Origin of the sequence: Micromonospora sp. NPDC000668 (assembly GCF_042897975.1) — a bacterium.
Taxonomy (GTDB): Bacteria; Actinomycetota; Actinomycetes; order Mycobacteriales; family Micromonosporaceae; genus Micromonospora.
On sequence record NZ_JBIAYP010000001.1, the window covers coordinates 1079698 to 1102443 of the forward strand.

13 protein-coding genes are annotated in these 22746 nt (G+C 70.5%); 8 read left to right on the top strand and 5 right to left on the bottom strand.

The features are described from left to right. Positions 1 to 99 precede the first annotated feature (99 nt). Genes ACFY29_RS05095 through ACFY29_RS05120 form a run of 6 tightly spaced genes read left to right on the top strand, consistent with a single transcriptional unit; the run spans position 100 to position 6148 of the window. On the top strand, positions 100 to 906 hold the full coding sequence (locus ACFY29_RS05095; RefSeq protein WP_386983529.1) for an IclR family transcriptional regulator: 807 nt from the start codon (positions 100 to 102) through the stop codon (positions 904 to 906). Continuing rightward, on the top strand, positions 903 to 1850 hold the full coding sequence (locus ACFY29_RS05100; RefSeq protein ID WP_386983531.1) for a carbohydrate ABC transporter permease: 948 nt from the start codon (positions 903 to 905) through the stop codon (positions 1848 to 1850). The genes ACFY29_RS05095 and ACFY29_RS05100 overlap by 4 nt, the downstream gene beginning before the upstream one ends. Continuing rightward, complete coding sequence (locus ACFY29_RS05105; protein WP_328418384.1) at positions 1847 to 2692, top strand: carbohydrate ABC transporter permease; 846 nt, start codon at positions 1847 to 1849, stop codon at positions 2690 to 2692. Before ACFY29_RS05100 ends, ACFY29_RS05105 begins: the two co-directional genes overlap by 4 nt. 26 nt (positions 2693 to 2718) lie before the next feature. Further along, a complete protein-coding gene (locus ACFY29_RS05110; RefSeq protein WP_328418385.1) occupies positions 2719 to 4002 on the top strand; it encodes an extracellular solute-binding protein in 1284 nt (427 codons plus the stop codon). Then, complete coding sequence (locus ACFY29_RS05115) at positions 3999 to 4964, top strand: glycoside hydrolase family 88 protein (RefSeq protein ID WP_386983533.1); 966 nt, start codon at positions 3999 to 4001, stop codon at positions 4962 to 4964. Before ACFY29_RS05110 ends, ACFY29_RS05115 begins: the two co-directional genes overlap by 4 nt. After that, positions 4961 to 6148, top strand: a complete 1188-nt coding sequence (locus ACFY29_RS05120) for a mandelate racemase/muconate lactonizing enzyme family protein (RefSeq protein WP_328418387.1) — start codon at positions 4961 to 4963, stop codon at positions 6146 to 6148. The genes ACFY29_RS05115 and ACFY29_RS05120 overlap by 4 nt, the downstream gene beginning before the upstream one ends. A gap of 145 nt (positions 6149 to 6293) precedes the next feature. Here the strand turns inward: ACFY29_RS05120 and ACFY29_RS05125 are convergent, their stop codons facing one another. The 5 genes from ACFY29_RS05125 to ACFY29_RS05145 all read right to left on the bottom strand — a co-directional run bounded on the left by ACFY29_RS05125 (position 6294) and on the right by ACFY29_RS05145 (position 17563). Further along, positions 6294 to 7115 (bottom strand): IclR family transcriptional regulator, encoded by an 822-nt coding sequence (locus ACFY29_RS05125; protein ID WP_386983536.1) that lies wholly within the window; start codon positions 7113 to 7115, stop codon positions 6294 to 6296. Positions 7116 to 7258: 143 nt separating this feature from the next. Beyond that, positions 7259 to 10147, bottom strand: coding sequence for a hypothetical protein (locus ACFY29_RS05130; RefSeq protein WP_386983537.1), 2889 nt, complete (start codon positions 10145 to 10147; stop codon positions 7259 to 7261). A gap of 21 nt (positions 10148 to 10168) precedes the next feature. Further along, positions 10169 to 13246 (bottom strand): TIM-barrel domain-containing protein, encoded by a 3078-nt coding sequence (locus tag ACFY29_RS05135; RefSeq protein WP_386983539.1) that lies wholly within the window; start codon positions 13244 to 13246, stop codon positions 10169 to 10171. 90 nt (positions 13247 to 13336) lie between these two features. Continuing rightward, a complete protein-coding gene (locus ACFY29_RS05140; RefSeq protein ID WP_386983541.1) occupies positions 13337 to 16453 on the bottom strand; it encodes a hypothetical protein in 3117 nt (1038 codons plus the stop codon). Between the two features lie 387 nt (positions 16454 to 16840). Then, positions 16841 to 17563 (bottom strand): hypothetical protein, encoded by a 723-nt coding sequence (locus tag ACFY29_RS05145; protein WP_386983543.1) that lies wholly within the window; start codon positions 17561 to 17563, stop codon positions 16841 to 16843. Between the two features lie 268 nt (positions 17564 to 17831). Here ACFY29_RS05145 and ACFY29_RS05150 point away from each other — a divergent pair, with 268 nt between their 5' ends. After that, on the top strand, positions 17832 to 18269 hold the full coding sequence (locus ACFY29_RS05150; protein WP_328418394.1) for a hypothetical protein: 438 nt from the start codon (positions 17832 to 17834) through the stop codon (positions 18267 to 18269). 2 nt (positions 18270 to 18271) lie between these two features. After that, positions 18272 to 22609, top strand: a complete 4338-nt coding sequence (gene eccCb / locus ACFY29_RS05155) for a type VII secretion protein EccCb (protein ID WP_386983545.1) — start codon at positions 18272 to 18274, stop codon at positions 22607 to 22609. The last annotated feature ends 137 nt before the right edge of the window (positions 22610 to 22746 follow it).

Consider the following 22746-nt stretch of genomic DNA (forward strand, 5'->3'; position numbering starts at 1 on the left):
GCGCGGTTCTGCAACTCGCATGCAATCGGCGGTTGACACGATGCAGCATGGGGGTCACTCTGGCACAGCAATGGATGGGACGTCCAGAAGGAGCTGCCGGTGGCGAGTGATCAGGGCACCAACCAAAGCGTCGAGAAGGCGGCCGCCGTGCTCAACGCCTTCCTCGGCGGCCAGCCCGCGCTGCGGGTCTCCGATGTCGCCCGTCACGCCGGCCTGGGCCAGTCGACCGCGTCCCGCCTACTGGCCACACTCGAGGCCTGCGACCTCGTACAGCGCGACCAGGTCAGCGGCCTTTACCAACTAGGCCCCGCGCTCATCACGATGGCCGGCGTCGCCCTCAACAGCCACCCGGTGCACCGCGAGGCCCGCCAGCGGGCGCAGAACCTCGCCGCCGAACTCGGCCTCGGCGCCAACGTCGCCGTGCGCTGCGGCGCCACGCTGTTCTACCTGTGCAACTTCGAGGGCACCCTCGCCCCGCGGTCGTTCGTCCTCATCGGCCAGCACAACCCGCTGCACGCCACGGGCATCGGCAAGTGCCTGCTCATCGGCACCGACCCCGAAGAGCGCCGGGCGCTCCTGCCCGATCTGCGCGCGTACACCCCGTCCACCATCACCGATCACGCCGCGCTGGACGAGGCCATCGCTCAGGCCGCCGAGCGCCGTTACGCCACCGAGGTCGAGGAACTGGCGCTGGGCCGCGCCTGCATCGCGTCCCCGATCCTCGACCACACCGGCACCGTCTGCGCAGCGCTGTCGGTCTCCGGACCGCTCTCCGCGATCGCCCTGGACACCCGGGAGGCCGACCTGTCCCGCATGGTCATCGAAGCCGCCGACGCCATCAGCACCGACCTGGGCTACCTCGGCCCCGCCGACCGCGTCCTGACCCGCTTGCAGGCCAGCCGATGAGCACCGAGACGACCCGTCGCGGGACCGCCGGCCGCGTGCCGGCGTCCCCGCCGGGCGGCGAGCGGCCCCCGCGACGGCTCGGCGACGGCGCGTTCGCCGCGCTGCTGATGCTCCCCGCCCTGGCGATGCTCGCCGCGATCGTCGTCTACCCGCTGGTCGCCTCCCTGATCACCGCGTTCTTCGAGCAGAGCCTGGTGGAATCCGGCCGCACCTTCGTCGGCCTGCAGAACATCACCGACCTGCTCGGCGGCGACTTCTGGCGGCTGCTGCGCCAGACGCTGGTTTTCACCGTCGGCGCCACCATCGCACCGTTCCTCGTCGGCCTGGCCCTCGCACTCGCCCTGAACACCCGCATCCGCGGCCGCGCCACTCTCCGCGGCCTGCTGCTCATCCCGTGGCTGGTGCCCAGCGTCGTCGTGTCGTTCCTCTGGATGTGGATCTTCAATGCGAACTACGGCCTCGCCAACGGCGCGCTGGAGGCGCTCGGCCTGATCGATGCCCCACAGGCCTGGTTGGCAGGCTCGGGCACCGCGATGACCGCGGTCATCGTCGCCAAGACCTGGGCGAGCTTTCCGTGGATCATGGTGATGATCCTCGCCGGGCTGCAGACCGTACCGGTCGAGTTGCACGAGGCGGCCGAGACCGACGGCGCCGGCGCGGTCCAGCGGTTCTTCGCCGTCACTCTGCCGCACCTGCGCGGCATCATCGGCATCGTCCTGCTGCTGGAACTGATCTGGAACTTCCAGCACTTCGACCTGATCTACGTGATGACCGGCGGCGGCCCCGCCGGCACCACCGAAACCTTCGCCACCGCGGTTTACGAGACCGCCTTCCAGGGCTTCGACCTCGGCCGTGCCGGTGCGCTCGGCCTGCTCTGGATGGTGCTGCTGCTCGTCATGGTCGCGGTCTACGTCCGTCGGTCCGAGCGGGAGGGACAGCTGTGAGGAAGCGCTCCGCACGGGAGAGCCGCGGTTCCCGCGCCGCGGCGTGGACGGCCGTCGTCGTCCTCGGCGGATTCGGGCTGCTGCCGGTGTACTGGATGCTGGTCACCGCGTTCACCCCGGCTCAGCAGACCTTCCGCTACCCGCCGTCGTTCGTCCCCACCGAGCTCACCCTCGACAACTTCACCCGCCTCGCCGACGAACCCGCGCTGGCCCGGTACCTGGTCAACAGCCTGATCGTCTCGATCGTCACCGCGGTGCTGAGCGTCGTGGTGTCGGCCTACATGGGCTACGCGTTCTCCAAGTTCCGCTTCCGCGGCCGGCGCAGCCTGATGTACTTCGTGCTCTCCTCCCAGATGTTCCCCCAGGCCCTTCTGCTGGTCACCCTCTACGCCTTGTTCAGCGCCTACCACCTGCTCGACACCTACACCGCGCTGGTGCTGTCGTTCACCACCTTCACGCTGCCGCTCTGCGTCTGGATGCTCAAGGGCTTCTTCGACACCATCCCTGACAGCCTCGTCGAGGCCGCCCGCGTCGACGGCGCATCGCGGCTGCGCACCATCCACTCGGTCATCCTGCCGCTGTCGGCGCCCGGTCTCATCGCCGCCGGGCTCTTCGCCTTCGTCCGCGGCTGGAACGACTTCATCTTCGCCCTCACCCTCGCCGGACGCGAGAAGACGACACTGCCACCCGGCCTGGTCAACGCCTTCCTCGGCGAGGCGACCGCGCAGTGGGCCGAGCTCATGGCCGCGTCGCTGATCGCGTCCCTGCCCGTCGTGCTCGCGTTCATCGCGCTGCAGCGGTTCCTTGTCGGCGGCATCACCGCCGGCGCCATCAAGGGATAACCACCACCCGTCCCGGAGGTCCAGCAATGAACAGCAACGTTTCCCGCAGGGACATGCTCCGCCTCGTCGGACTCGGCGCCGGCGCCCTCGGCCTGGGCGGCGTGGCCGCCTGCGCGCCGAGCGCCGACGCCCCCGAGGCGGATACCGCCAAGTCCGCCACCAACTTCTCGTTCGCGTCCTGGAGCCTGGCCGACAACGCCTCCAAGGCCAAGATCGAACAGCTGATGACCGGATACGGCAGCAAAGCGGGCATCACCGTCAACGGCGTGCCGCTGGCGTACAACAGCTACCTCAACCAGCTCACGCTCCAGGTGCGCGGCGGGCAGTTCACCGGCGCCGCGCAGATGGACATCGCCTGGCTCGCCGGCCTCGCCGCGCTCGGCAAGCTTCGCGACCTCGGTGACGTGGCCAAGGACGCCGGCTACACCGCGGCCGCCCTCAGCTCGGGGCAGGTCGAGGGCAAGCAGGTCGGCCTGCCCTGGACCACCGCCGCCATCGGTCTGATCGCCAACCGGGACCTGATGCAGAAGGCCGGCATCACCACCGCGCCGACCACCATCGACGACTTCGAGGCCGCGCTGCGGGCGCTCAAGGGCACCGGCGTCATCCCGTACGCCGCGTCCACCAAGGTCGCCCAGCTCAAGGACATCCTCATCTGGATGCAGACCTTCGGCAGCCCGCTGCTGGACGGGGACAAGGTCGCCGTCGGCGACGACGCCAGCATCGAGGCGGTCGCCTGGTACAAGAAGCTGTACGACGCGAAGCTCATCGCTCCGGACGTGGAGCGGGTCGACGCGCGCACCCTGTTCGCCCAGGGCAAGGCCGCCATCTACGACGACGCCATCGTCGGCCGCGACTTCGTCGTCAAGGGCTCCCCGGACAAGTCCATCGCCGACAAGCTCGACCCGGTCGCCCGGCCGGTGAAGAACGCCGGCGACAAGCCGCGCGCCGTGCAGTGGGGCCACGCCGTCGTCGTGGTCGAGGGCGAGGGCGCCAACACCGCCACCGACTTCGCGAAGTGGCTCACGTCCGACGAGCAGACCGTCCTCGGCTACTTCAAGGACCTGTCCCTGCCGCCCACCACCACGGCGGCGCTGGCCTCCGAGCAGGTGAAGACGGACGCCTTCACCTCCCAGTTCAGCGAGCGGATCACCGCCACCGCCACCCCGAACCCGTTCTGGAAGTACCCCCAGTACGCCCAGATGGAGACCGCCATCTCGGAGCACGTCCAGGCGGTGCTGGTCGGCAAGAGCAAGCCGGCGGACGCGATGCGCGAGGCCGGCGCAGCGGTGCAGGCCCTCATCAAGTGACCAGCGCGCCCGGCACCCGGCTGGTGGCGGCGATCGCGGACGCGACCGCCGCCACCACGCCGCGGATCTGGGGCTTCGGCATCGGCGGCACGCTCACCGCCCTGCTCCGCGCCGGCGACGCGCTGCACCGCCCCGACCTCACTCAACGGGTGATCGACCTCGTGACGCCGTCGCTGACCGCACCGCCGGACCGCACCGACCACCTCATCGCGGTCGAGGCGCTGCTCGCCCTCACCGACCGCCGACCCGACATCGACGTGACGGACGCCTGCCGCCGCTGGCTCGCCGCCGTCCGGCACGCCCGACCGGCCCGCCCCGGCGGGCCTCGCCTGCACCGTCCCGACCTGCCACCCTGGTCGTCAACGGTCTGGGTCGACTGCATGCACACCGACGGACCCGGCCTCGCCACACTGGGCCACCCCGATGAGGCCGTCACCTACGCCACCGAGTACGCCGACGCGCTGCAACTGCCCAACGCGCTGTTCCAGCACGGCTACGACACCCGGGCCGAACGGGGCAATGGCGTCGCCTGGGGACGCGGGCAGGCGTGGGCGCTGCTCGGCCTCACCGACACCCTGATCCACGCCCCCGACCACGGGCTCGCCGAGCGGCTCACCCGCCTGGTCGACGCGCTCGCCACGCACGAGCGCGACGGCGAGTGGACCACGGTGGTCGACGACCCGGACACCCCGGTCGAGGCGAGCACCTCCGCGTACCTGGCCTGGGTCGTGCCGCGCGCTGTCGACGCCGGGCTGGTCGACCCCGCCCACCGGGCGATGGCCGACCGGGCCTGGCACAGCACCCTCCGCCGACTCACCGGCGGCGCCCTCACCGTGTCCGAGGCGACGCCCGTCGGCACCGCCCTCGACTACCACCACCGGGCCCTCGGCGTCTTCCCCTGGGGCCAAGCCCCGCTCCTGCACGCCGCCCTGGAGCGAACCACAGCCAAGGAGAACGGATGAAGGTCGTCGACGTCCGCAGCTTCGCGGTACGCGCCAAGCCCGCCGAGACGTACTGGGGCGCCCGGGCGTGGAGCGCCGAGCACGGCAGCGCCTTGGTGGAGTACCCGCCGAGAGAACGCCGCCGCTACGTCTACAGCGAGACCATCGACGCCGTGCTGGTGCGGGTCGAGACTGCTGACGGGGTCGTCGGCTGGGGCGAGGCCAAGGCACCCGTCGGGGCCCGCGCCACCGCCGCCATCCTCGACGACCTGATCGCACCGCTCGCCGTCGGCTCCCGGCTCGACGAGATCGGCCGCACCTGGGACCGGGTCTACACCGGCATGCGGGTCCGTGGTCACGACAGTGGCTTCTGGCTGGAGGCCCTCGCCGGCCTCGACATCGCTCTGTGGGACGCGTTCGCCCGCACCCTCGGCCAGCCCCTGCACGCCCTGCTCGGCGGCCGCTACCGCACCACCCTGCGGCTGTACGCCTCCGGCGTGCCCGCCGCACCCGCCGGCTCCGGCGCCGAGGGCCAGCGCCGGGTGCGCCAGGAGGCCGAGCGGCTGCGCGAACTGGGGTACGACGCCGTCAAGGTGGCCATCGGCGCCCGCCCCGAGGACGACATCGCGTCCGTGCAGACCGTCCGCGAGGTGTTCGGCGACCAGGCCGCCGTCTACGCCGACGCCGCCGGGCAGTACGAAGTCCCGCAGGCGCTGCGGGTCGGCCGCGCCCTCCAGGACGCCGGCGTCGGATTCTTCGAGATGCCGCTGCCGCCGGAGGACCTCGACGGGTACGCCACCGTCGCCGCCCGCCTGGACATCCCCCTCGCCCTGGACTCCCTGGCCACCCGGCACCGGGCGCTGGAGTTCCTCCGCGCCGGCGCGCTCCGCGTGCTCCAGCCCGATGTGTGCCGGGCCGGCGGCATCACCGAGACGATGCGGATCGCCGCGCTCGCCGACGCGTTCGGCGCGCAGGCCACCCCGCACGTCAGCATCGGTTCGGCCGTGCACTGGTACGCCAGCGTGCAGTGCGCCGCCGCGATGCCGAACTTCGCAGTGCTCGAACACTGGATCGGCACCAACCCGCTCACCGCCGTCGCCCCGGACGCGGTCGCCCCGGTTGGCGGGCGATTCGAGGTGCCGGGCGGCGCTGGCCTCGGCATCACGGTCGACGAGGACGTCGTACGGGCGTTGGCGGGCGCCTGACGACAAGCCCGTTGTCCGCCGGTCCCGTTGAGACCCCAGGGGGACGGAATCCGGCCGGGGATCTAACCTGCCCCGCCTCGGCGAGTTCCCGGCCAGCCGGGACCGGGGAGCCGGATGCTGGCGATGACGCGGCCAAGCTGGGCGGTCAGGACACGACCTCAGCGGCGACGGCCTGCTGGGGCACGACGTGGGCTGGCCCGACGTACCCGAGGTTGATGCTGACGGAATCGGCCGCCTCGATCACCGACTGGACGAGTTCGGTCTCGCGGTTGGGCAGGTCGATGGCGGAGAGCGGGCCGGACACCGAGAGGGCGGCCACCACCTCGCCCGAGCCGTCGCGGATGGCGGCGGCGATGCAGGCGCGGCCGAGGGCGAGTTCCTCGATTTCGGTGGCGTAGCCCCGGGCGAGGGTGCGGGTGAGTTCCTCGTCGAGCTGTTCGTGGGTGGTGATGGTGCGGTGGGTGTAGGCGGGCAGGGCGGTGTCGGGTAGCAGGGTGCGCCGCTCGTCCCCGGTCAGCCCGGTCAGGAGTGCCTTGCCGAGCCCGGTGGCGTGGAGCGGGTTGTACTGTCCGGCGAGGAGGAACGGGCGGGGTGCCTGCCGGCCTTCGAAGTTGAGCAGGTAGAAGAGCCGGTCGTCGCGGCGTAACGCCACGTTGACACCGAGGCCGAGTTCAGCGGCGAGGTCCTGGGCGGTCTGCCGGGCCTCTCGGTGGACGGGGTGGTTGTTGAGCACCGCCCCGCCAAACGAGACCATGTCGAGTCCGAGCCGGTACAGGCCGCTGACGGGGTTGCGGTCGACGAAGCCCATCCCTTCGAGGGTGGCGAGGAGCCGGGAGGCGGTGGAGAGGCCGAGTCCGGTGGCTCGGGCGACGTCGGAGACGCGGAGTTCGGTGCGGCCGGCCGCGAGGGCGCGGAGCACGGTCAGGGCTCGCTCGACGCTCTGGTTACTGCCCGGTTCGGCCGCCATGCCAACCCCTCTCTGGAAGCTGCTTGCGATATGTGGCACCTAATTCTGCACCGTGCACGAGATTGACCATGATACGGGGTGAAACGGGTGACGCGAGACGGGCATGGCGCCGGGCGGCCCAGCCGCCCGGCACCGCGAGCGGGTCAGGCGTCCGGACCGTCCTGGTCGATCTGGTCATTCCCGCCGCCGCCGCCGACCACGTCCCGGTCAGCGCCGCCGTGGAGCCGATCGTCACCGGGGCCACCGACGACGACGTCCGGACCCGGCCCGCCGAGCAGGGTCGCGCCGCCGGGTCCGCCGACCAGCCGGTCCGCGCCCCCACCGCCGCAGATCACGTCATCGCCGCCGAGACCGACGATCACGTCGTCGCCGCCCCGGCCGGCGATCACATCGGCCCCGGCCGTGCCCACGAGCCGGTCCGGGCCGTCGGTTCCGATGATGGTGGGCTCCCGACCCGCGCACAGCGGCGCCGCGACGGTCACGGTGACCTGGCGCGCGAAGTAACCGAGGCCGTAGGAGACGGTCACCGTGTCGCCGAGCGTCGCGCCGAGAGCGGCCAGCTCCAACTCTGCCGTGTACGTGGTGGCGTTCAGCCCGTCCTGCACCGCGACCAGCCGCTGCGGTGCGCGGTCGCCGACCCGGACCTCAAGGTCGCCGTGGTCGAGCGCGGCCGGGTCGAGGTTCAGGGGCGCGGTCAGGCGTACGCTCGCGCGGCTGCCCTCCGGCACCCGGTCCACCGGCCCTCCGGCGGTGTCCACCACCCGTACCGTGGTGGTGTCGGCGGCCCGCCAGGCCAGTGTCTCGTTCCAGGCGGTGTTGAAGGTGACCCAGCCCTCGGAGTGGCCGATGTTGCCGGCTCCCGGGTTGTACGGGTAGTGCCCGTTCTTGGGGCTGCCGTCGAGCACTCCGCGGGCGCCCTGGAGGCGACCCGCCCCGCCCTGGAACTCCGAGTACCAGCCGCGATCCACGCCTTCGAAGCCCCATTGCTCCGTCGGCCCGCGGTACGAGGCGTGCCGTCCGGTGGGGTTACGGCCGAAGACGTTGTCCACATGCGCCACCGCGATCTGCCGCAACCGTGCGGCGAGCGGATCGTCGCCGAGCACCTGCGCGGCGGCCAGCGCCGGGGCGGCGAAGCCGGCCACGTTGCCCGTCTCGTTGGGGTCGCTGGCCGAGCCACCGCCGGTGAAGGACGGGATGGTCCACCGGTCCGCGGAGTACCTGCGGAAGTCCCACAGGTTCGCCGAGCGTTCCGCGACGACCTCGGCCCAGCGGCGGATGAAGTCCCGGGTGCCGGACGGCGCCTGGTCGCGGTGCGACAGCAGCAGCCGTGCGAGGCCGGTGACCAGGTGGTACTCGCCCTGCCGCTGACCCTTCGTGACGGTTGGGTCGGCGACGTCGAGGTTGCCGACCAGCCAGGTGGCCTGGGCCTTCGCGGCGGCCAGGTACCGGTTCGCGTCAGCGCGACCCTCCCGCTTGGCGACCTCGTACATCATCACGTTTGGCCACACCGAATGGCCGGGTGGCAGCTCCCCCTTGCCGGAACCCACCTGGGTGTAGACCTGCAGCAGGTCGGCGGTGTGGGAAGTGGTGTCGTACCAGGCGAAGCGATCTTTCGCCGGGTTGTCCCAGATCGGGAAGAGGTAGTCGCGCGCCCGCTCGTAGACGCTGTGGGGGATGTAGTCCGCCAGGTACGGATAGGCGTAGAGGAAGGCGGCCAGCTGTTCCTTGAGCAGCGTGTGGTTCACCCGTCCGCCCAGGTACACCTCGACGGCCCAGTGGATCAGCCGGACGATCTCCGGGGTGTCCGTCGGCAGCTGCACCGGCAGCCCGACGTACCGCGCCTCGGGGTCCTTGATTTGCGCGAACGCGGAAGGGTTGGCCAGGTACATGTCGATCAGCGACGGCAGCTCAAAGGACATCTGGTGCGAGTCGCGCCAGCCGACGCCGAGGTAGCAGTTCTGCGGATCGGTGCCACCGTAGACCATCCTGCTGAAGTCGCCGTAGTAGCAGCGCACGTCGGTCATGAACTGCACCGCACGGCGGTAGGAGACGCGCTCGATCCAGTCGGCGCCGATACCGAACGGATCGGACCGGCCGGTCCCGGCAGCGCCCTGGACCTCCACCGTGTACGGCCCGGATTCGGCCGGGTCGAAGTCGGTGAAGTCGCCGACCTGGCCGCGGACGGTGCCCTCGTGGCGAACGTTGCCGGCGGCGTCGCTGATCCGGAAGTGCTCGCCGTCGACGGCGCGGGGTGCGGTGAACCGCTTGGCCTGGCCGAGGTTGTAGCCGCTCTGGTTGACCAGGATCGGCTGGTCGACCTCGGGCTCGCCCGGCTCGGTCCAGGAACAGCCCGATGTGGTCGTGGGGTGGTCGGCGGGCACGGTGGGCAGCGCGGTGACCGCGACGGCGGCGAACGACGCCTGGGCGTGGTACACGCCGAGGCCGATCGTCCCGCCGGCGGCGGGCGCGGCCACCACGGCAACGCGTTGGGCGTCGATCTCCACGACCGAGATGTTGTTGGCCCGGCGGATGACCAACTCGTGCCACTCCCCCTGGCGCACAGGGGCGGGGCCTCGGCACACCGTCTGCGTCACTGGACGGGAGATCTGCACTCCGGACCAGCCGGTCAGCTGCGCAGCGAAGTTGTTCTGGGTGACGGCGTACGGTTCCCGGAAGTCGGTGAGCACCGAGACTGCGGGTGAGTCGCTGGCCGCATCGACGCGGACCCTGGTGCGCAGCTCGTACGCGTCGGGCAGGCCCACCCGCGTGACCGGGGTGATGTACCGGCCCGACGACTGGGTGCGGCTGTCGATCGAGACGTAGGGGAACTCGGCGGTGGTGGTCGTCCACTCCGTCAGCGCTCCGGTCAGCTCCCGCCACCGGCTGAGCCCGGTGGTGAAGTCGTCGGTGAACACCGGTGCCGCTGGCGCTTCCGGGGCGGCGGCCGCGGCGGGCGCCGCCGTCAGACCCACGGTCGCCATCAGCACCGACGCCATAGCCGCACCGGCCCACGCTCGCACAGGTGTCGTCAACAGAATCTCCTTGTCAGCGTGTCAGGTGACCTTCACGGTGAAATGCGCCAACCGGCGCCCGTCCGCGGCCTTCACGACGACGATGTAGGCTCCCGCGACGCCGGCCTGCGTCCTCAGGACGGTGTGGACGCGGTTCTGGTCGTCGGTCTCGAACTCCAGTTGCCGTTCGGCGCCGTCCGGTGCCGCCTGCACCACCTCGGTGACGACGCGGCCGGCGGGGGACCCGGACTGATCCACAAGTCCGAACCGCACGGGCACTGCCCGGCCGGTGACGACCGGCCCGGCCGGCCGGACGTCGATGACCTCGAGGCCCCACTCGGGCGAATCAGCGTCCGAGACCACGTAGTCCAACCCCGCCTCGACGGAGAACTCGATCGCCCCGGTGACCGGGTTCCTGCTGAAGGCGATGTCGGCGCCCGACGAGTCGCGAACGACGATGTCCTCCGCCGACCACGAGGTGTTCTTCGCGGTGATCCGGCTTCGGGCGTGTCCGTCGCTGCTGGTGAAGGTGAAGGTGGCGCCGGGTGCGGCGACGGGGTAGACGCTGGCCCGCACGTCCCCGGCGGCGACGGCGTCGCCCGGATCCCGCGCTCCGGGATCGTGCACGAGGATGCCCGTACCGCCGACGAAGGCGGGAATCTTGCCGAACGGCTGCTGGTAGGCGGTGAGGGTGATGGGGCCGGAGAACCGCTCACCGGTCTCGATGTCCATCCACTCACCGGCCGGAAGGTAGACGTCACGGGACATGGCCGTGTCGGTGTCGCCGCCGTACAGCGGCGCTACCAGCAGTGACGGACCGAACATCCACTCGTACTGTTTCCTGGCCGCGGACGCCAGGTCGCGGACCCGGGGGTCGTCAGGGAACGCCACGGGCAGCGGCGTCGCCGTCGAGGGGAAGCCGGTCTCGTACGAGGTGACGGCCGCCGAGTAGATGTAGGGCTGATACTCGGCGTGCCACTGTGCGGCCTTTCGCGTCGCCGCCACCAGGGCGGGGTCATTCATCCGCCACGGCTCGTTGCCGAAGGACATCGCCGGCGACATGGCGGCCATCATGGCGTTCCGGGTCAGGTACCGCTGCTTCGAGGTGTTGGTCTCCAGGTCGCCGATGATCCGACCGCCGATGATGTCCGGATAGAAGTTGGGCTGACCGCTGGCGGCGTAGGCGAGGCCGTTGACGACCGTGCGGTCGCGGTCCCCCGGCCCGTGGTTGTAGTCGGTGTCGTTGATCCGCAGGATGGAGCCCGCCACCGAGAAGGCGCTGTTGCGCACCATCATGAGCTTGCCGTCGTCCTCGAGGCCCTCATTGATCGGGTTCACCAGCGCGTTGTTGACGTACCGGTTCGCGGTGCCGTCGAACATGTGGTCTTCCTTGTACCCGTCTGCGCCCCACTCCCGGCTGCGGGTCACGAACCACCGGACAGCCTCCTCGTTGTGCGGATCGATCAGGTACATCGCGGTGTTGGGGAACGACACCGGCCGGAACACCCGCGGCTCGCCGTTCGCGTCCTTGATGAAGTAGCCCCGTTCGATGCCCACGGCGGTGCCGTCACCGTCGAGAGCGGGGTCGTACGTGCCGCCGTCGGCCGGCAGCGCGCGGAACGACTGCCGGGCTCCGAGCAGCAGTTTGATCCCGTTGTCGTGCAGGAACTTCTTGTAGCCGTCGGGATCCGGGTACTTCGCGCCCCAGAGGCCGAAGCTCGATGTCGTGCCCTGGGCGCTGCCCGAACCGTACGGCCAGAACCCCGAGCCGGTCACCACCCAGCTGAGGGGGAAGCCCTTGTCCAGGTACGTCGTCACCGAGTCGGTGATGGTCTGCTGGTTGGTGTTGTAGCCGAGCGCCCCGTAGGACTCGTAGCCGACGCCGAAGAGCGTGTAGTCCGGCTTGGAGTCGACGTAGCCCGCGCTGCGCCGGACTTCCGCGTAGCGCCGGTAGATCGTCTGCATGTCCCCGAAGAAGTAGTGCAGCCCGGACATCTGCGGGCCGTTGACTCCGAGCAGGGTGGCGGCATTGTCGACCTGCACGGCCAGGCTCCCGTCCGAGAGCACGACCTGGGCGAGCTTCCGGCCGGGGAAGACGGTGAACGTCGAGACGAAGCGCTGGTTCGTCGTGCCCGCGCTGTTCTGGGCGTAGTAGTCGAGGTTGCGGATGCCGTAGACGTTCAGGTCGGTCCGGAATCCGCCCAGGTCACCGAGCCCGTACGCGGGGTTCATGCCGCCGGCCACCTGCGCGCGCACGCTGCCGGTGCTCGCGTCCGCGGCAGTGACTCGCAGGTTCACGGAATGGTCCGCCGGTACCACCGTGACGTCGGACCGACGGCCGTTGGAGAAGGTCACGGAGAACCGCGCCCTCGACGCGTCCGCGGCCGTGAGTGTCGCCGCAACGGCGTCGCACGGGGCGCGGCCCGGGACGGCCAGTTGCAACCCGGCTGTCGGATGCGGCGCCGCGGCCGGCGCGCCGTCGACCTGGAGTCCGTAGCGGAAGCCTCGACGGTCGATTGACATGGTCCAGCCGTCACCGGCCAGCGAGACCATGGTGCCGTGCTGCGACAGCCGGTAGGAGGGGAAGCGTTGTTCGGCCGCGTCGACGATCGGTGCCGCCGTGTCGTCCGTACCGCAGTCGGCGACCGGTTCCTCGTCGTCGGCCACCTCGAGCAACCGCACCGCGTTGGCCCGGGTGATGACGTTGAGGTTAGGGGCGGTGACCGCCGGACCCGCGGTCGCGGTGACGGTCAGGGTGTAGGTCTGCCCCTCGTCGAGGTAGGTGGAGCCGATCTGGCGCCAGGCGTTGCCGCCGACGGCCTGGTTGACCACCGTCGGGGTGTCCGGTCCGCCGGTCCAGCTGTACTCCACCTTGGCGTTGTCCACGCTCGCGCTGTAGTAGACGGCCAGGTCGTACCTGGCGGAGGCGGGTGCGACGACGGTCCAGGTGGCCGTGGAACCGGGGGTCCGGCTGTACCGCGAGGGAGAGCCGTCGTAACCGGGGTCCCTGGCGTTCGCCCAGGTTCCGGTCTCGGAGTAGGCGCCGGGAGTCGAGGGGGTGACGACGACTGCCTCGGCGGCCGCTGCCGGGGACGACGGGACGACGACTGCGAATGGCACCAGGAGCGCCGTCATCATCGTGAGAAGGACGCGACGTGGTGGACGGGCGAACATCTGTTTACTCCATCCTCGGGCGATGGGCTACCGCGGTCATCCGGTCGGCGTGAAGCGGACCGCATCGGCGCGGGTGGTGCCCGAGCCGGAGGTCAGGGTGACCGGCGTGATCCCCTCGGTCAGCTGATGCGTGCCGATCGAATGCCATTCGCCGCCGGTGGCGCACTGGTCGACGGGGACGCTCGTGCCGGCGACGGTGTACGTCGTGCTGGTGCTGCAGCTGGTGTGCTTCGGTGACCAGACGTCGACCTGGTAGGTCCCCGCAGGCAGGTCGGCTCGCCAGGTAACGGTCAGGCCGGCGGTCGAGGTGTAGCGGGTGCCGGAGCCGTCGAAGCCCTTCAAGCTGCTCGACAGCCAGCGTCCCTGCTCGCTGTAGGCCGGATTCTCGGCATCGCAGGTCGGCGGCGTGCCTTCGTTCGTCACGACGAGCGCCGCGGCACCGCCACCACCGGTCGTCGGCGCGATCACGTGAGGCGCGGACAGCGGTCCGCTGCCCGCGCTGTTCGCTGCCGTCACCCGGTACGTGCCCGCCACACCGTCGCTGCCCAGTACCAGGCTCGTGCCGGTCGAGGAGCCGATGATCCGTTCCGGGGCGGCGGCGCAGGCCTGCTTCAGCGATGCGGTCACGACGTAGCCCCGGGCGTTGTCGGTGGCGTCCCAGTTCAGTGTCGTGATTCCGTCGACCGTGTAGTGCCCGACTCCGGTGACCTGCCCGGGAGCGGTGGTGTCCAGCCCGACGGTGTGCTCAGCGGTCCCACCGCCGACAAGGCGGTAGGTGTGGCCCACGGTCACCGGGAACCGCAACGCTCCGGTGACCTGGTCGACCCGGTACGCGACCGGCTGCCCGCTCGTGCGGTCGACGACGGCGAGGGAGCCGGTGTCCCAGCCGGTGTTGGCATTCTCGATGGTGATCGCGTCATCCCCACGCCCGGCGGTGTAGCGGGATCCGGTCGACACCGGGTACACCTCGGCCGTCAGCGCTCCAGCCTGCGTGGTCACCAGAACGCCCTTGCCACCGGCGAACGCGGGGATCCGGTCGGTGCCGATCGCGTAGTTCCGCAGCGTCGTCGGCCCGTGGAACACCGCGCCGCTCTGGACGTCGATCCACTTGCCGGCCGGCAGGTACACGTCCCGGGCCTGCGCTGTCTCGAAGTCGGCGCCGAACACCGGCACGGCGAGCAGGGACTCGCCGAACATCCACTCGTACTGGCGGGTGGTGTCGTTCGCCAGCCCGTAGGTGTTCGGATCGTCGGGATACGCCAGTGGCAGCGGGGTCACGGCGGTGGGGAAACCGCTCTCGTGCCCGTCCAGCACCGCGTCGTAGATGTACGGGCGCAGCGCCTCGTGCCACAACGCCATCTTCTTCACCGCTGCCGCGTAGTCGCCGCGGCCGAGTTCCCACGGGCCCTTGCCGAACGCCATCACCGGCAACATGGCGCTGAACTGCGCGTTGCGGACGAAGTACTGCTGGTACGCCGGGTCCCGCATCGACGGCCCAGGCGTGCCACCCACGTAGTCGCCGTACAGGTTGCCGGCACCGGATGCGGCGTAGTTGAGGAGGTTGACCGGCATCCGGTCCGGGTCCTCGTGGTAGACCTCGCCGGTGCCGTAGATGGTGTCGTTGATCCGGACGATGTCGCCCGGCACGGAGTACGCGGCGTTCCGCACCATCACCAGGTCGCCAGCATCGTGCATCGCGGTCTGCACCGGGTTCCAGTTGCCGTCGAGGTGGAGGTTCGGGTCGTAGAGCATCGTGTCCTCCTTCCACCCGTCCACACCCCAGGCGCGCAGCCGCTCGACGAACCAGCGCACCGCCGCCGGGTTGGATCCGTCCAGCACGTAGCTGGCGCCTGCGGGGAACTGCGCCCGCGTCACGACACGGGGCGTGCCGTCGCCGTCGCGTAGCAGGAAGCCGCGCTCCAGCGCCTCCTGCAGGAACGGCCCGTCGTACCGCAGGTTGTAGTTGCCGCCGTCGGCTGGCAGAGCCTTGATGTTGTTTCGCGCCCCCAGCAGCAGCTTGATGTCGTTGTCGGCGAAGAGCCGCTTCAACGCGTCGGGATCCGGGTATCGCGGGTTCGGCAGTCCGTCCGCGCGCCCGTCCTCGGCGGTGTCGTCCCACATGCCAAAGCTGTTCGTGGTGCCTTCGACGTTGTTGCCGCGGGGGCCCGGCCAGAAGCCGGATCCGACCACGCCCCAATTGAGCGGATAGCCGTGCGCGAGGAAGTCCTGCACCGTCTCGACGACGGACGACTGGTAGGTGTCCCAGCCGAGTGCGCCGTACGCCTCCCAGCCGAGTCCGAAGAACGACTCGTCCGGCCGGGAGTCCAGGTAGCCGTGCCGGTTGCGGACCTGCTTGTAGTCGGCGTACACCTGCGGCAGGTCCCGGCCGACGAAGTAGTACAGGCTGTCGACGGAGTCCACGTCGGCGGCGCCGAGCCGGTTCTCGGTTCCGGTGAGGCCGACTCGCTTCCGTCCGTCCTCGAACCACACCTGAGCGAACCGCTGCTTGGGGAACACGGTGAAGTTGCTGACGAAGCGCTTGCAACTGCCCTCGTTCGTCAGGTTGTCCAGTACCAGCCCCGTCAGCTCGGTACTCGGCCTGGCCTCGACGTTTCCACTGCACGGGGTCCCCTGCTCGGCTTGGCCGTCGGCGAACGACCCGTAGTCCCCGAGCCCGTAGGCCGGGGCGACCGCACCGGTACGGAAGTCGATCGTGCTGCTGGATCCGGGCAGGTTCGGCACCAGGATCCGCGCGTAGCTGTCGGATGGAAGCACGTGCACTTTGACCTGCGACCCGTCCGTCATCCTCACGTCCAGCACGGCTGTGCCGGACCTCGGACCGGAGACGAGCCGAGTGTCCTGGGCGTCGCTGACGTCCTGCCCGCCGGCGTACCTGATCCGCAGACCGGAGTCCGGGTGGGCCGGTGCAACCGTGGCGCCGGAGGAATTGTCGAACGAGTATCGGAAGCCGTCCTTGATGATCCGCATCCGGTAGGTCTCGCCGGTGATCACGATGCTGTCACCGGTGTCCACCACTCGCTGGCGCGGCGGGTCGCCGCCGGTCCGGCCGGCAGCGGGGACCGCCCCGACCAGGCCCGACCCAACGGTGACCGCGGCGACGAGGAGAACCGACAGTGCGGGGCGTTTCAGCATGGTGGCTCCTAGCTGAGAGCGTCGCGATGCGGCAGGGCGGGTTCACGCCGAGCGTGGTGGGAAGTCGGCTGCGGTAGGACGGCGACGGTGGGCTGTGCCGGCGCGTGGGTGCAGCTTTCGGTGCGAGGGACCTACGAGCATCCAAATGGGAATCCACTTGCCTGGTACGGAAAGATATCCCGCATGCTGCATGCGGTCAACCACGCAGGGGAAGCCCGGGTGAGGATTGAGCGCGCCGAGACGTAGATCGTGGTCCTCAGCCGCGTCCATTTCAGACCAGGTGGGGCGGCTGGGAGCGGCCGCGCCGGCGCTAATAGCTCGGCGGGGCCGAGCCGTCTTCGGACGGCTCGGCCCCGCTTCCGGTTCGTCAGGGGGTCACCGGGTGGCTCAACTGGCGCGCGCCCGGGCGCTCAGGGCGTTCACGGTGTCGACCGCGGTGGCGACGTCGCGGCAGGTGACGAGCCGGCGGGTGCCGTCGGTCAGACGCAGGGCCAACACCCGGCCGGGCAGCAGCGGCAGCGTCTGGTCGGTGGCTCCGCGCAGCATCCCGCGAGTGAGCCAGGTGGCCGCGTCGAGGCGGGTCTCCTCCGCTGCCGTGATGGCGCTCAGGGGCAGCCGCCACCGGTACAGGCCGAAGGTGAGCCGGACCCCCCGGACGTCAATGGCGAGTCGGTAACGGCTGAACGGGAGCAGGACGGGCGCGGCCACGGTGGGCGCCAGTCCCGCCCAGCCGGGCATTCCCACGAATGGCACCGACACGGCGGCGAGCAGGACACCGGAGATGGCGAGCCCGGCCGTCGCCCACACGACCGGACGCAGCGAACGCGACTCCCACCACAGCAAACGCTTACCGTCTGCGGTGGCGGCGGGCGGTACGGTCCGGGCCGCCGCGGCGACCGCGGCCGTGGAATCTGGCGGCTGCTGCGCCGAGACGCGGCCGGCCAGCACGACGGCCAGGAGTCCGGACAGGACGGCGGCCAGGGCGGGTACGGCCATCGTGGCGACGAAGTAACCCCAGGAGAGGTGCACGTCGGCGGCGGTGGCCGCGTCGAGCGCCACTCCCATCAGCATCACCAGGATCGTTGCCGCGGCGCCGACAACGGCGGCCACGGCGACCTGAGCACCCGCACGTAGCCAATGCCGGGGTGTGCGGGGCAGCACAGCCACCAGCAGTTGGCGGCGGCCCGGACGTCCTGTCCACAGAGGGCCGCAGGTCCACACGCCCCGCCGCCGCGGGCCGGCGCTTGTGGACGTCAGAGGCGCTGCCGGGCTCGGCGCATGATCTGTCGGCGGCCCACGGCGTCGGCGGCGGCCAGCGGCAGGGCGGCTCTTGCCGGATGGTGTTGAATGTAGAAACCAGTGCTGTCGGAGGTCTGCTGTGCCCGAACTCTCCCTGCTGATCGAGCCGTCCATCGCGCTTCCCGCCGAACGGGTCGACGCGCTGGCCGCTGGGCTCGCCGATGACCTGCGATCAGTCCGGGGCTTTCAGGTCGCGCACGCCCAGTCGCCCGCCAGCGGGCACGGCAAGTCGCAGCAGGCATGGGAGCTGGGAATGCTCATCGTCGGCGGTGTCTTTTCGGCGACCACGATGCGTGCCCTCGCCCAAATCGCGATCGCCTACGCCGACCGGGTCAAGGCCCGGTCGATCACCCTTCGCAGCGGCGGCAACGAGTTGGTGATCACCGGGGCGACCCGGGTGGACCAGCGGCTCGTCGACCAGTTGGGGCGTCTCATGGCACCGGAATCTGTCGAGTCGGCGGTGGGCACCGCGCCGCCCCCCGCTCACGGTCCGGTCAGGGAGATATCCGGTAGCTGATTGTGGGACAGCGACGGGCTCTGCTGGTCGCCAACGACCGGTACATCGACGATTCGTTGACGGACCTCTACGCCCCCCGCGAGGAGGCCCGCGACCTGCTCAGCCTGCTGGCCGACCCGGACGTCGGCGCGTTCGACCAGTTCAGGTTGCTGGAGAACGAGTCGAAGAGCGCCATCGAGCGGGAGATCGAATCGATGCTGCGGGCCGCCGGCCCAGAGGACATGGTTCTGCTCTACTTCTCCGGCCACGGCGTGCGCAGCAGCAAGCGAGGGCGACTGCACCTGGCGGTCGCCAACACCGAGGTCGATCACCTCTCCTCCACGGCGATCTCCGCCTCGTTCATCCGTGAACTGCTCGACGAGTCCGACGCCGCCAGCTCGGTGCTCCTGCTCGACTGCTGCTACAGCGGCGCCTTCGAGGGGCTCGGCCTGAAGACGGCGGACGACGACCTCGCCCTCGACGGCGAGCTGCGGACCGGGTACGGCCGCTACGTCATCACGGCGACCAATTCCGTGGAACGTGCCGACGACGGTCGGCCGGCCATCGGTACCGAACCCCGGTTGAGTTCGGCCTTCACGGGAACGATCATCCAGGGCCTCAGCACCGGCGCGGCGGACATCACCGGGCAGGGCCGGATCACCCCGGACGACCTGTGGCGGTACCTCCACCTGGAGCTGCCCAAGCGGTCGGCGCAGACGCCGTGCCAGTTCGGCAGCGCGAGCGACGAGATACACATTGCCCTGTCCCGAGAGGGGCAGCACCGTCAGCGCCTGCGCCGAGACCACCGCGATCCCCGCCTCGGTGACTTGCTGGGTAAATTGGAGTCGGCCGGTGACGTGCCGCTCTGCGCCACCGACTGGCGTCGGCGTGGGCTGCTGAAGGTGCCGGTCGGCCAGGCACACCGCGTCGACCAGCCCGCCGGCGAGCCCGTCTGGCTGGACCTGGCATCCGCCGAGGGCCACCTGCTCGTCGTCGGTCGTGCCGGCACCGGCAAGACGACCCTGCTGCGGACCATCATCGCCGGGCTGGCGCTCACTCACTCCGCCAGCGAAGTGGCGATCCACTGCCTGGAGTCGGGCGGGAACTGGCTGGGGCCGATGCAGCGGCTGCCCCACGTCCGCACAGTCCTCGGCGATGACCAGCTGGGCGAGGTCAGCAATCTGCTCGATCGTATGGAACGCGACGTCCTCGACCGCAAGCAGCTGTTTCGCCGCCACTCCCTGGAGTCTCCAGCGAGCCTGCGTGCCCGACGGGCAGGCCTGGACGGCGGGCCCTACCCGGACGTCTTCCTGATTGTGGACCGCTGGCAGGACTTCGCCACGCTGCTCGAGAGCTTCGCCCCCCGGGTGGTTGATCTCGCCAACAAGGGTCTCGGGTACGGGTTCCACGTGGTGATCCTCGACCGGAGCTGGCTGAGCATCCCGGAGGAATTGCGGGAGCTGCCGCAGACCCGGATCGAAACCCGGCTGTCCCAGCCACACGAGTCGCTGGTCAATCCGGACCAGGCAGTTCGCCTTCCGCTGAACATGCCCGGCTGGGCCATCCATGGCCGCCGTACTTTCCGGATCGCGCTGCCCGAACCCGCGCTCGGGGAGAACGACCTCAAGGCAGAGCCCGAACCCGCCACGCCGGAGGAAGCCGACGGGTTGGTGTCGGTGATCGCCAAGGCGTGGGGGACGCTGCAGGCGGACGCAGGGCCGGGGAGCCTGCGGCCGGCCCGGGAGGCACTGCAGGGTGAGGTGCTGACGCTGCTCGACCTGCCGGACCCCACGGCGCTCCAGACGTTCACGGGCCATCCGACGCCCACGGGCGAGGAGTACCTGCGGATACCCATCGGGGTCGATGAGACCGGCGGACCGGTGCGCCTCGACCTCAAGGAATCGGCCCAGGGTGGGATGGGACCGCACGGGCTGCTGGTGGGGGCGACTGGGTCGGGCAAGAGCGAACTGCTCCGCACGATCGTGGTGGCGCTGGCGGCCCGCCACTCGTCCGGCGACCTCAACTTCATCATGCTCGACTTCAAAGGCGGCGCCACCTTCGCCTCCCTGGACGCTCTGCCACACACCAGTGCGGTAATCACCAACCTCGAGGACGAGCTCTCGTTGGTCGACCGCCTGGAGGTCTCGCTCTTCAGCGAGCTGGCCCGCCGCCAGGAGCTGCTACGCACGTCTGGGAACTATCCGAGCCGGTCGGCGTACGAGGCCGCGCGGGCGACCGGGACGCCCCTGGAACCCTTGCCCAGTCTGCTGGTGATCTGCGACGGGCTCACCGAACTGCTCGCCGCCCGACCGGAGGCCATCGACCTGCTGGTGACGATCGGCCGGCTGGGCCGATCCCTCGGCGTGCACCTGCTCCTCGCCGCCCAGCGGTTGGAGGAGGGGACGCTGCGTGGGCTGGAAAGCCACCTGTCGTACCGGATCTGTCTGCGCACCTTCTCCGCTGCCGAAAGCCTGACGGTGCTGGGCGTGCCGGACGCGGCTGAGCTGCCGAACACCCCGGGACACGGCCTGCTCAAGGACGGCGCCTCGATATGCCATTTCCGCGCGACATACGTCTCCGGCGCACCGGTGCTGACCGCGGCGCAGGGCGGCGCGATGCCAGCCGAGCTGGCCGGCCTCAGCGTCCTCGACATCGTCGTGGGCCGGCTGAGCGGCGGCGGGCCTGCCGCCCGCCAGGTCTGGTTGCCGCCGTTGGACGCCCCGCCCAGCCTGGACCGGCTTCTGCCGCCGTTGGCTCGGCACCCGGATCGGGGCCTGAACGCGCCCGGCCCGGCTCCGCTGACCGCGCCGGTCGGTGTGGTCGACATTCCGCACGAGCAGCGACGGGCTCCCCTGCTACTTGACCTGTCGGGAGCCGATGGCAACGTCGCCGTTGTCGGTGCGCCGCGGTCAGGCAAGAGCACTCTGCTGCATGCCCTCGTGGCCGCCCTGGCGCTGATCCACACGCCTGAAGAGGTGCAGTTCCTCTGTCTCGATCTCAGTGGCGGTGCCATGGGTGGCCTGGGACGCCTACCGCACGTGTCCGGTGTCGCCGGCCGGCGGGACACCGAGGCGGTGCGCCGTACAGTCGCCGAGGCGGTCGCGGTCCTCGCGGCGCGAGAGGCGCGGTTCGCCGAGCACGGCGTCGACTCCATCGCGACCTATCGTCGGCGACGGGCGGCCGGGGAGTTCGCCGACGACCCGTTCGGTGACATCTTCCTGGTGGTCGACGGCTGGAACACCCTGCGCCAGGAGTACGAGGAGCTGGAGCAGACCATCGGGGACCTGGCCAACCGGGGGCTGGGTTTCGGCGTACACGTGATCGTGACGGCGGTGCGGTGGGCGGAGATCCGAATCAACATGCGCGACCTGCTCGGCACGAAGCTGGAGCTGCGGCTCGGCGACACGGCCGAGTCGGAGATCGACCGGCGGGCCGCCCAGAACGTGCCGGCCGGCTCGCCCGGGCGCGGTCTGACCCGCGACAAGCTGCACTTCCTGACTGCCCTGGCCCGCATCGACGACCGGTGCACCGCCGAGGACCTCAGCGAATCGACGGCCGAACTCGCCCACCAGGTCGCCGCGGCTTGGCCCGGCCCTCCGGCACCACCGGTACGGCTGCTGCCGCGCCAGTTGTCGGTGGCCGAGCTGAGCGAGTGCAGCGATCCGGCTGCCAGTGGCCTGCCTATCGGCGTCGACGAGGTGGCCCTCGCCCCTGTCTATCTCGAGTTACACGGTGACCCGCATCTGACCATCTTCGGCGACGCCGAATGCGGCAAGACGAACCTGCTGCGGGTGATCGCCCGGGGCATCGTCGAGCGGTACACCCCGAGGCAGGCGCGGCTGGTCATCGCCGACTACCGCCGGGGCCTGCTGGGTGCGGTGGAGGGCGAGCACCTGGTCGACTACGCCCCCTCCAACCACGCATTCAGCCAGGGGCTCACTTCGATGTACGGCGCCCTACAGGCCAGGCTGCCCGGCCCGGACGTGACAACGGCCCAGCTGCGCGACCGGAGCTGGTGGCAGGGCCCGGACCTCTACATCCTGGTGGACGACTACGACCTGGTCGCCTCCGGCGGGAACAATCCGCTCAGCGTGCTGCATGAGCTGCTGCCGCTGGCTCGGGATATCGGGCTGCACCTGATCATCGCGCGTCGGATGGCGGGTGTGAGTCGGGCACTCTACGAGCCCGTTCTGCAACGCCTGCGCGAGCTGGACTCGCCCGCCCTGCTGATGTCTGGTGACCGGGAGGAGGGCCAGATCCTCGGTGGGGTGAGGCCGCAGCGGATGCCGGCCGGCCGCGGCACGCTGGTACGTCGGCGCGACGGTGTCCGGCTGATGCAGACTGCGTGGTCGGAACCGTGACGCGGCCGCGATCCTTACCTCGTGTGGACCTTACAGCGCCACGAGCGGCGCCGCCGGGCCGCCCCGCCGCGCTCGGGTCCTACTGGCGAATGTCGCCCAATATCAGCCGTGCGCGGGTCGCGCCGGCGGCCTCTTCC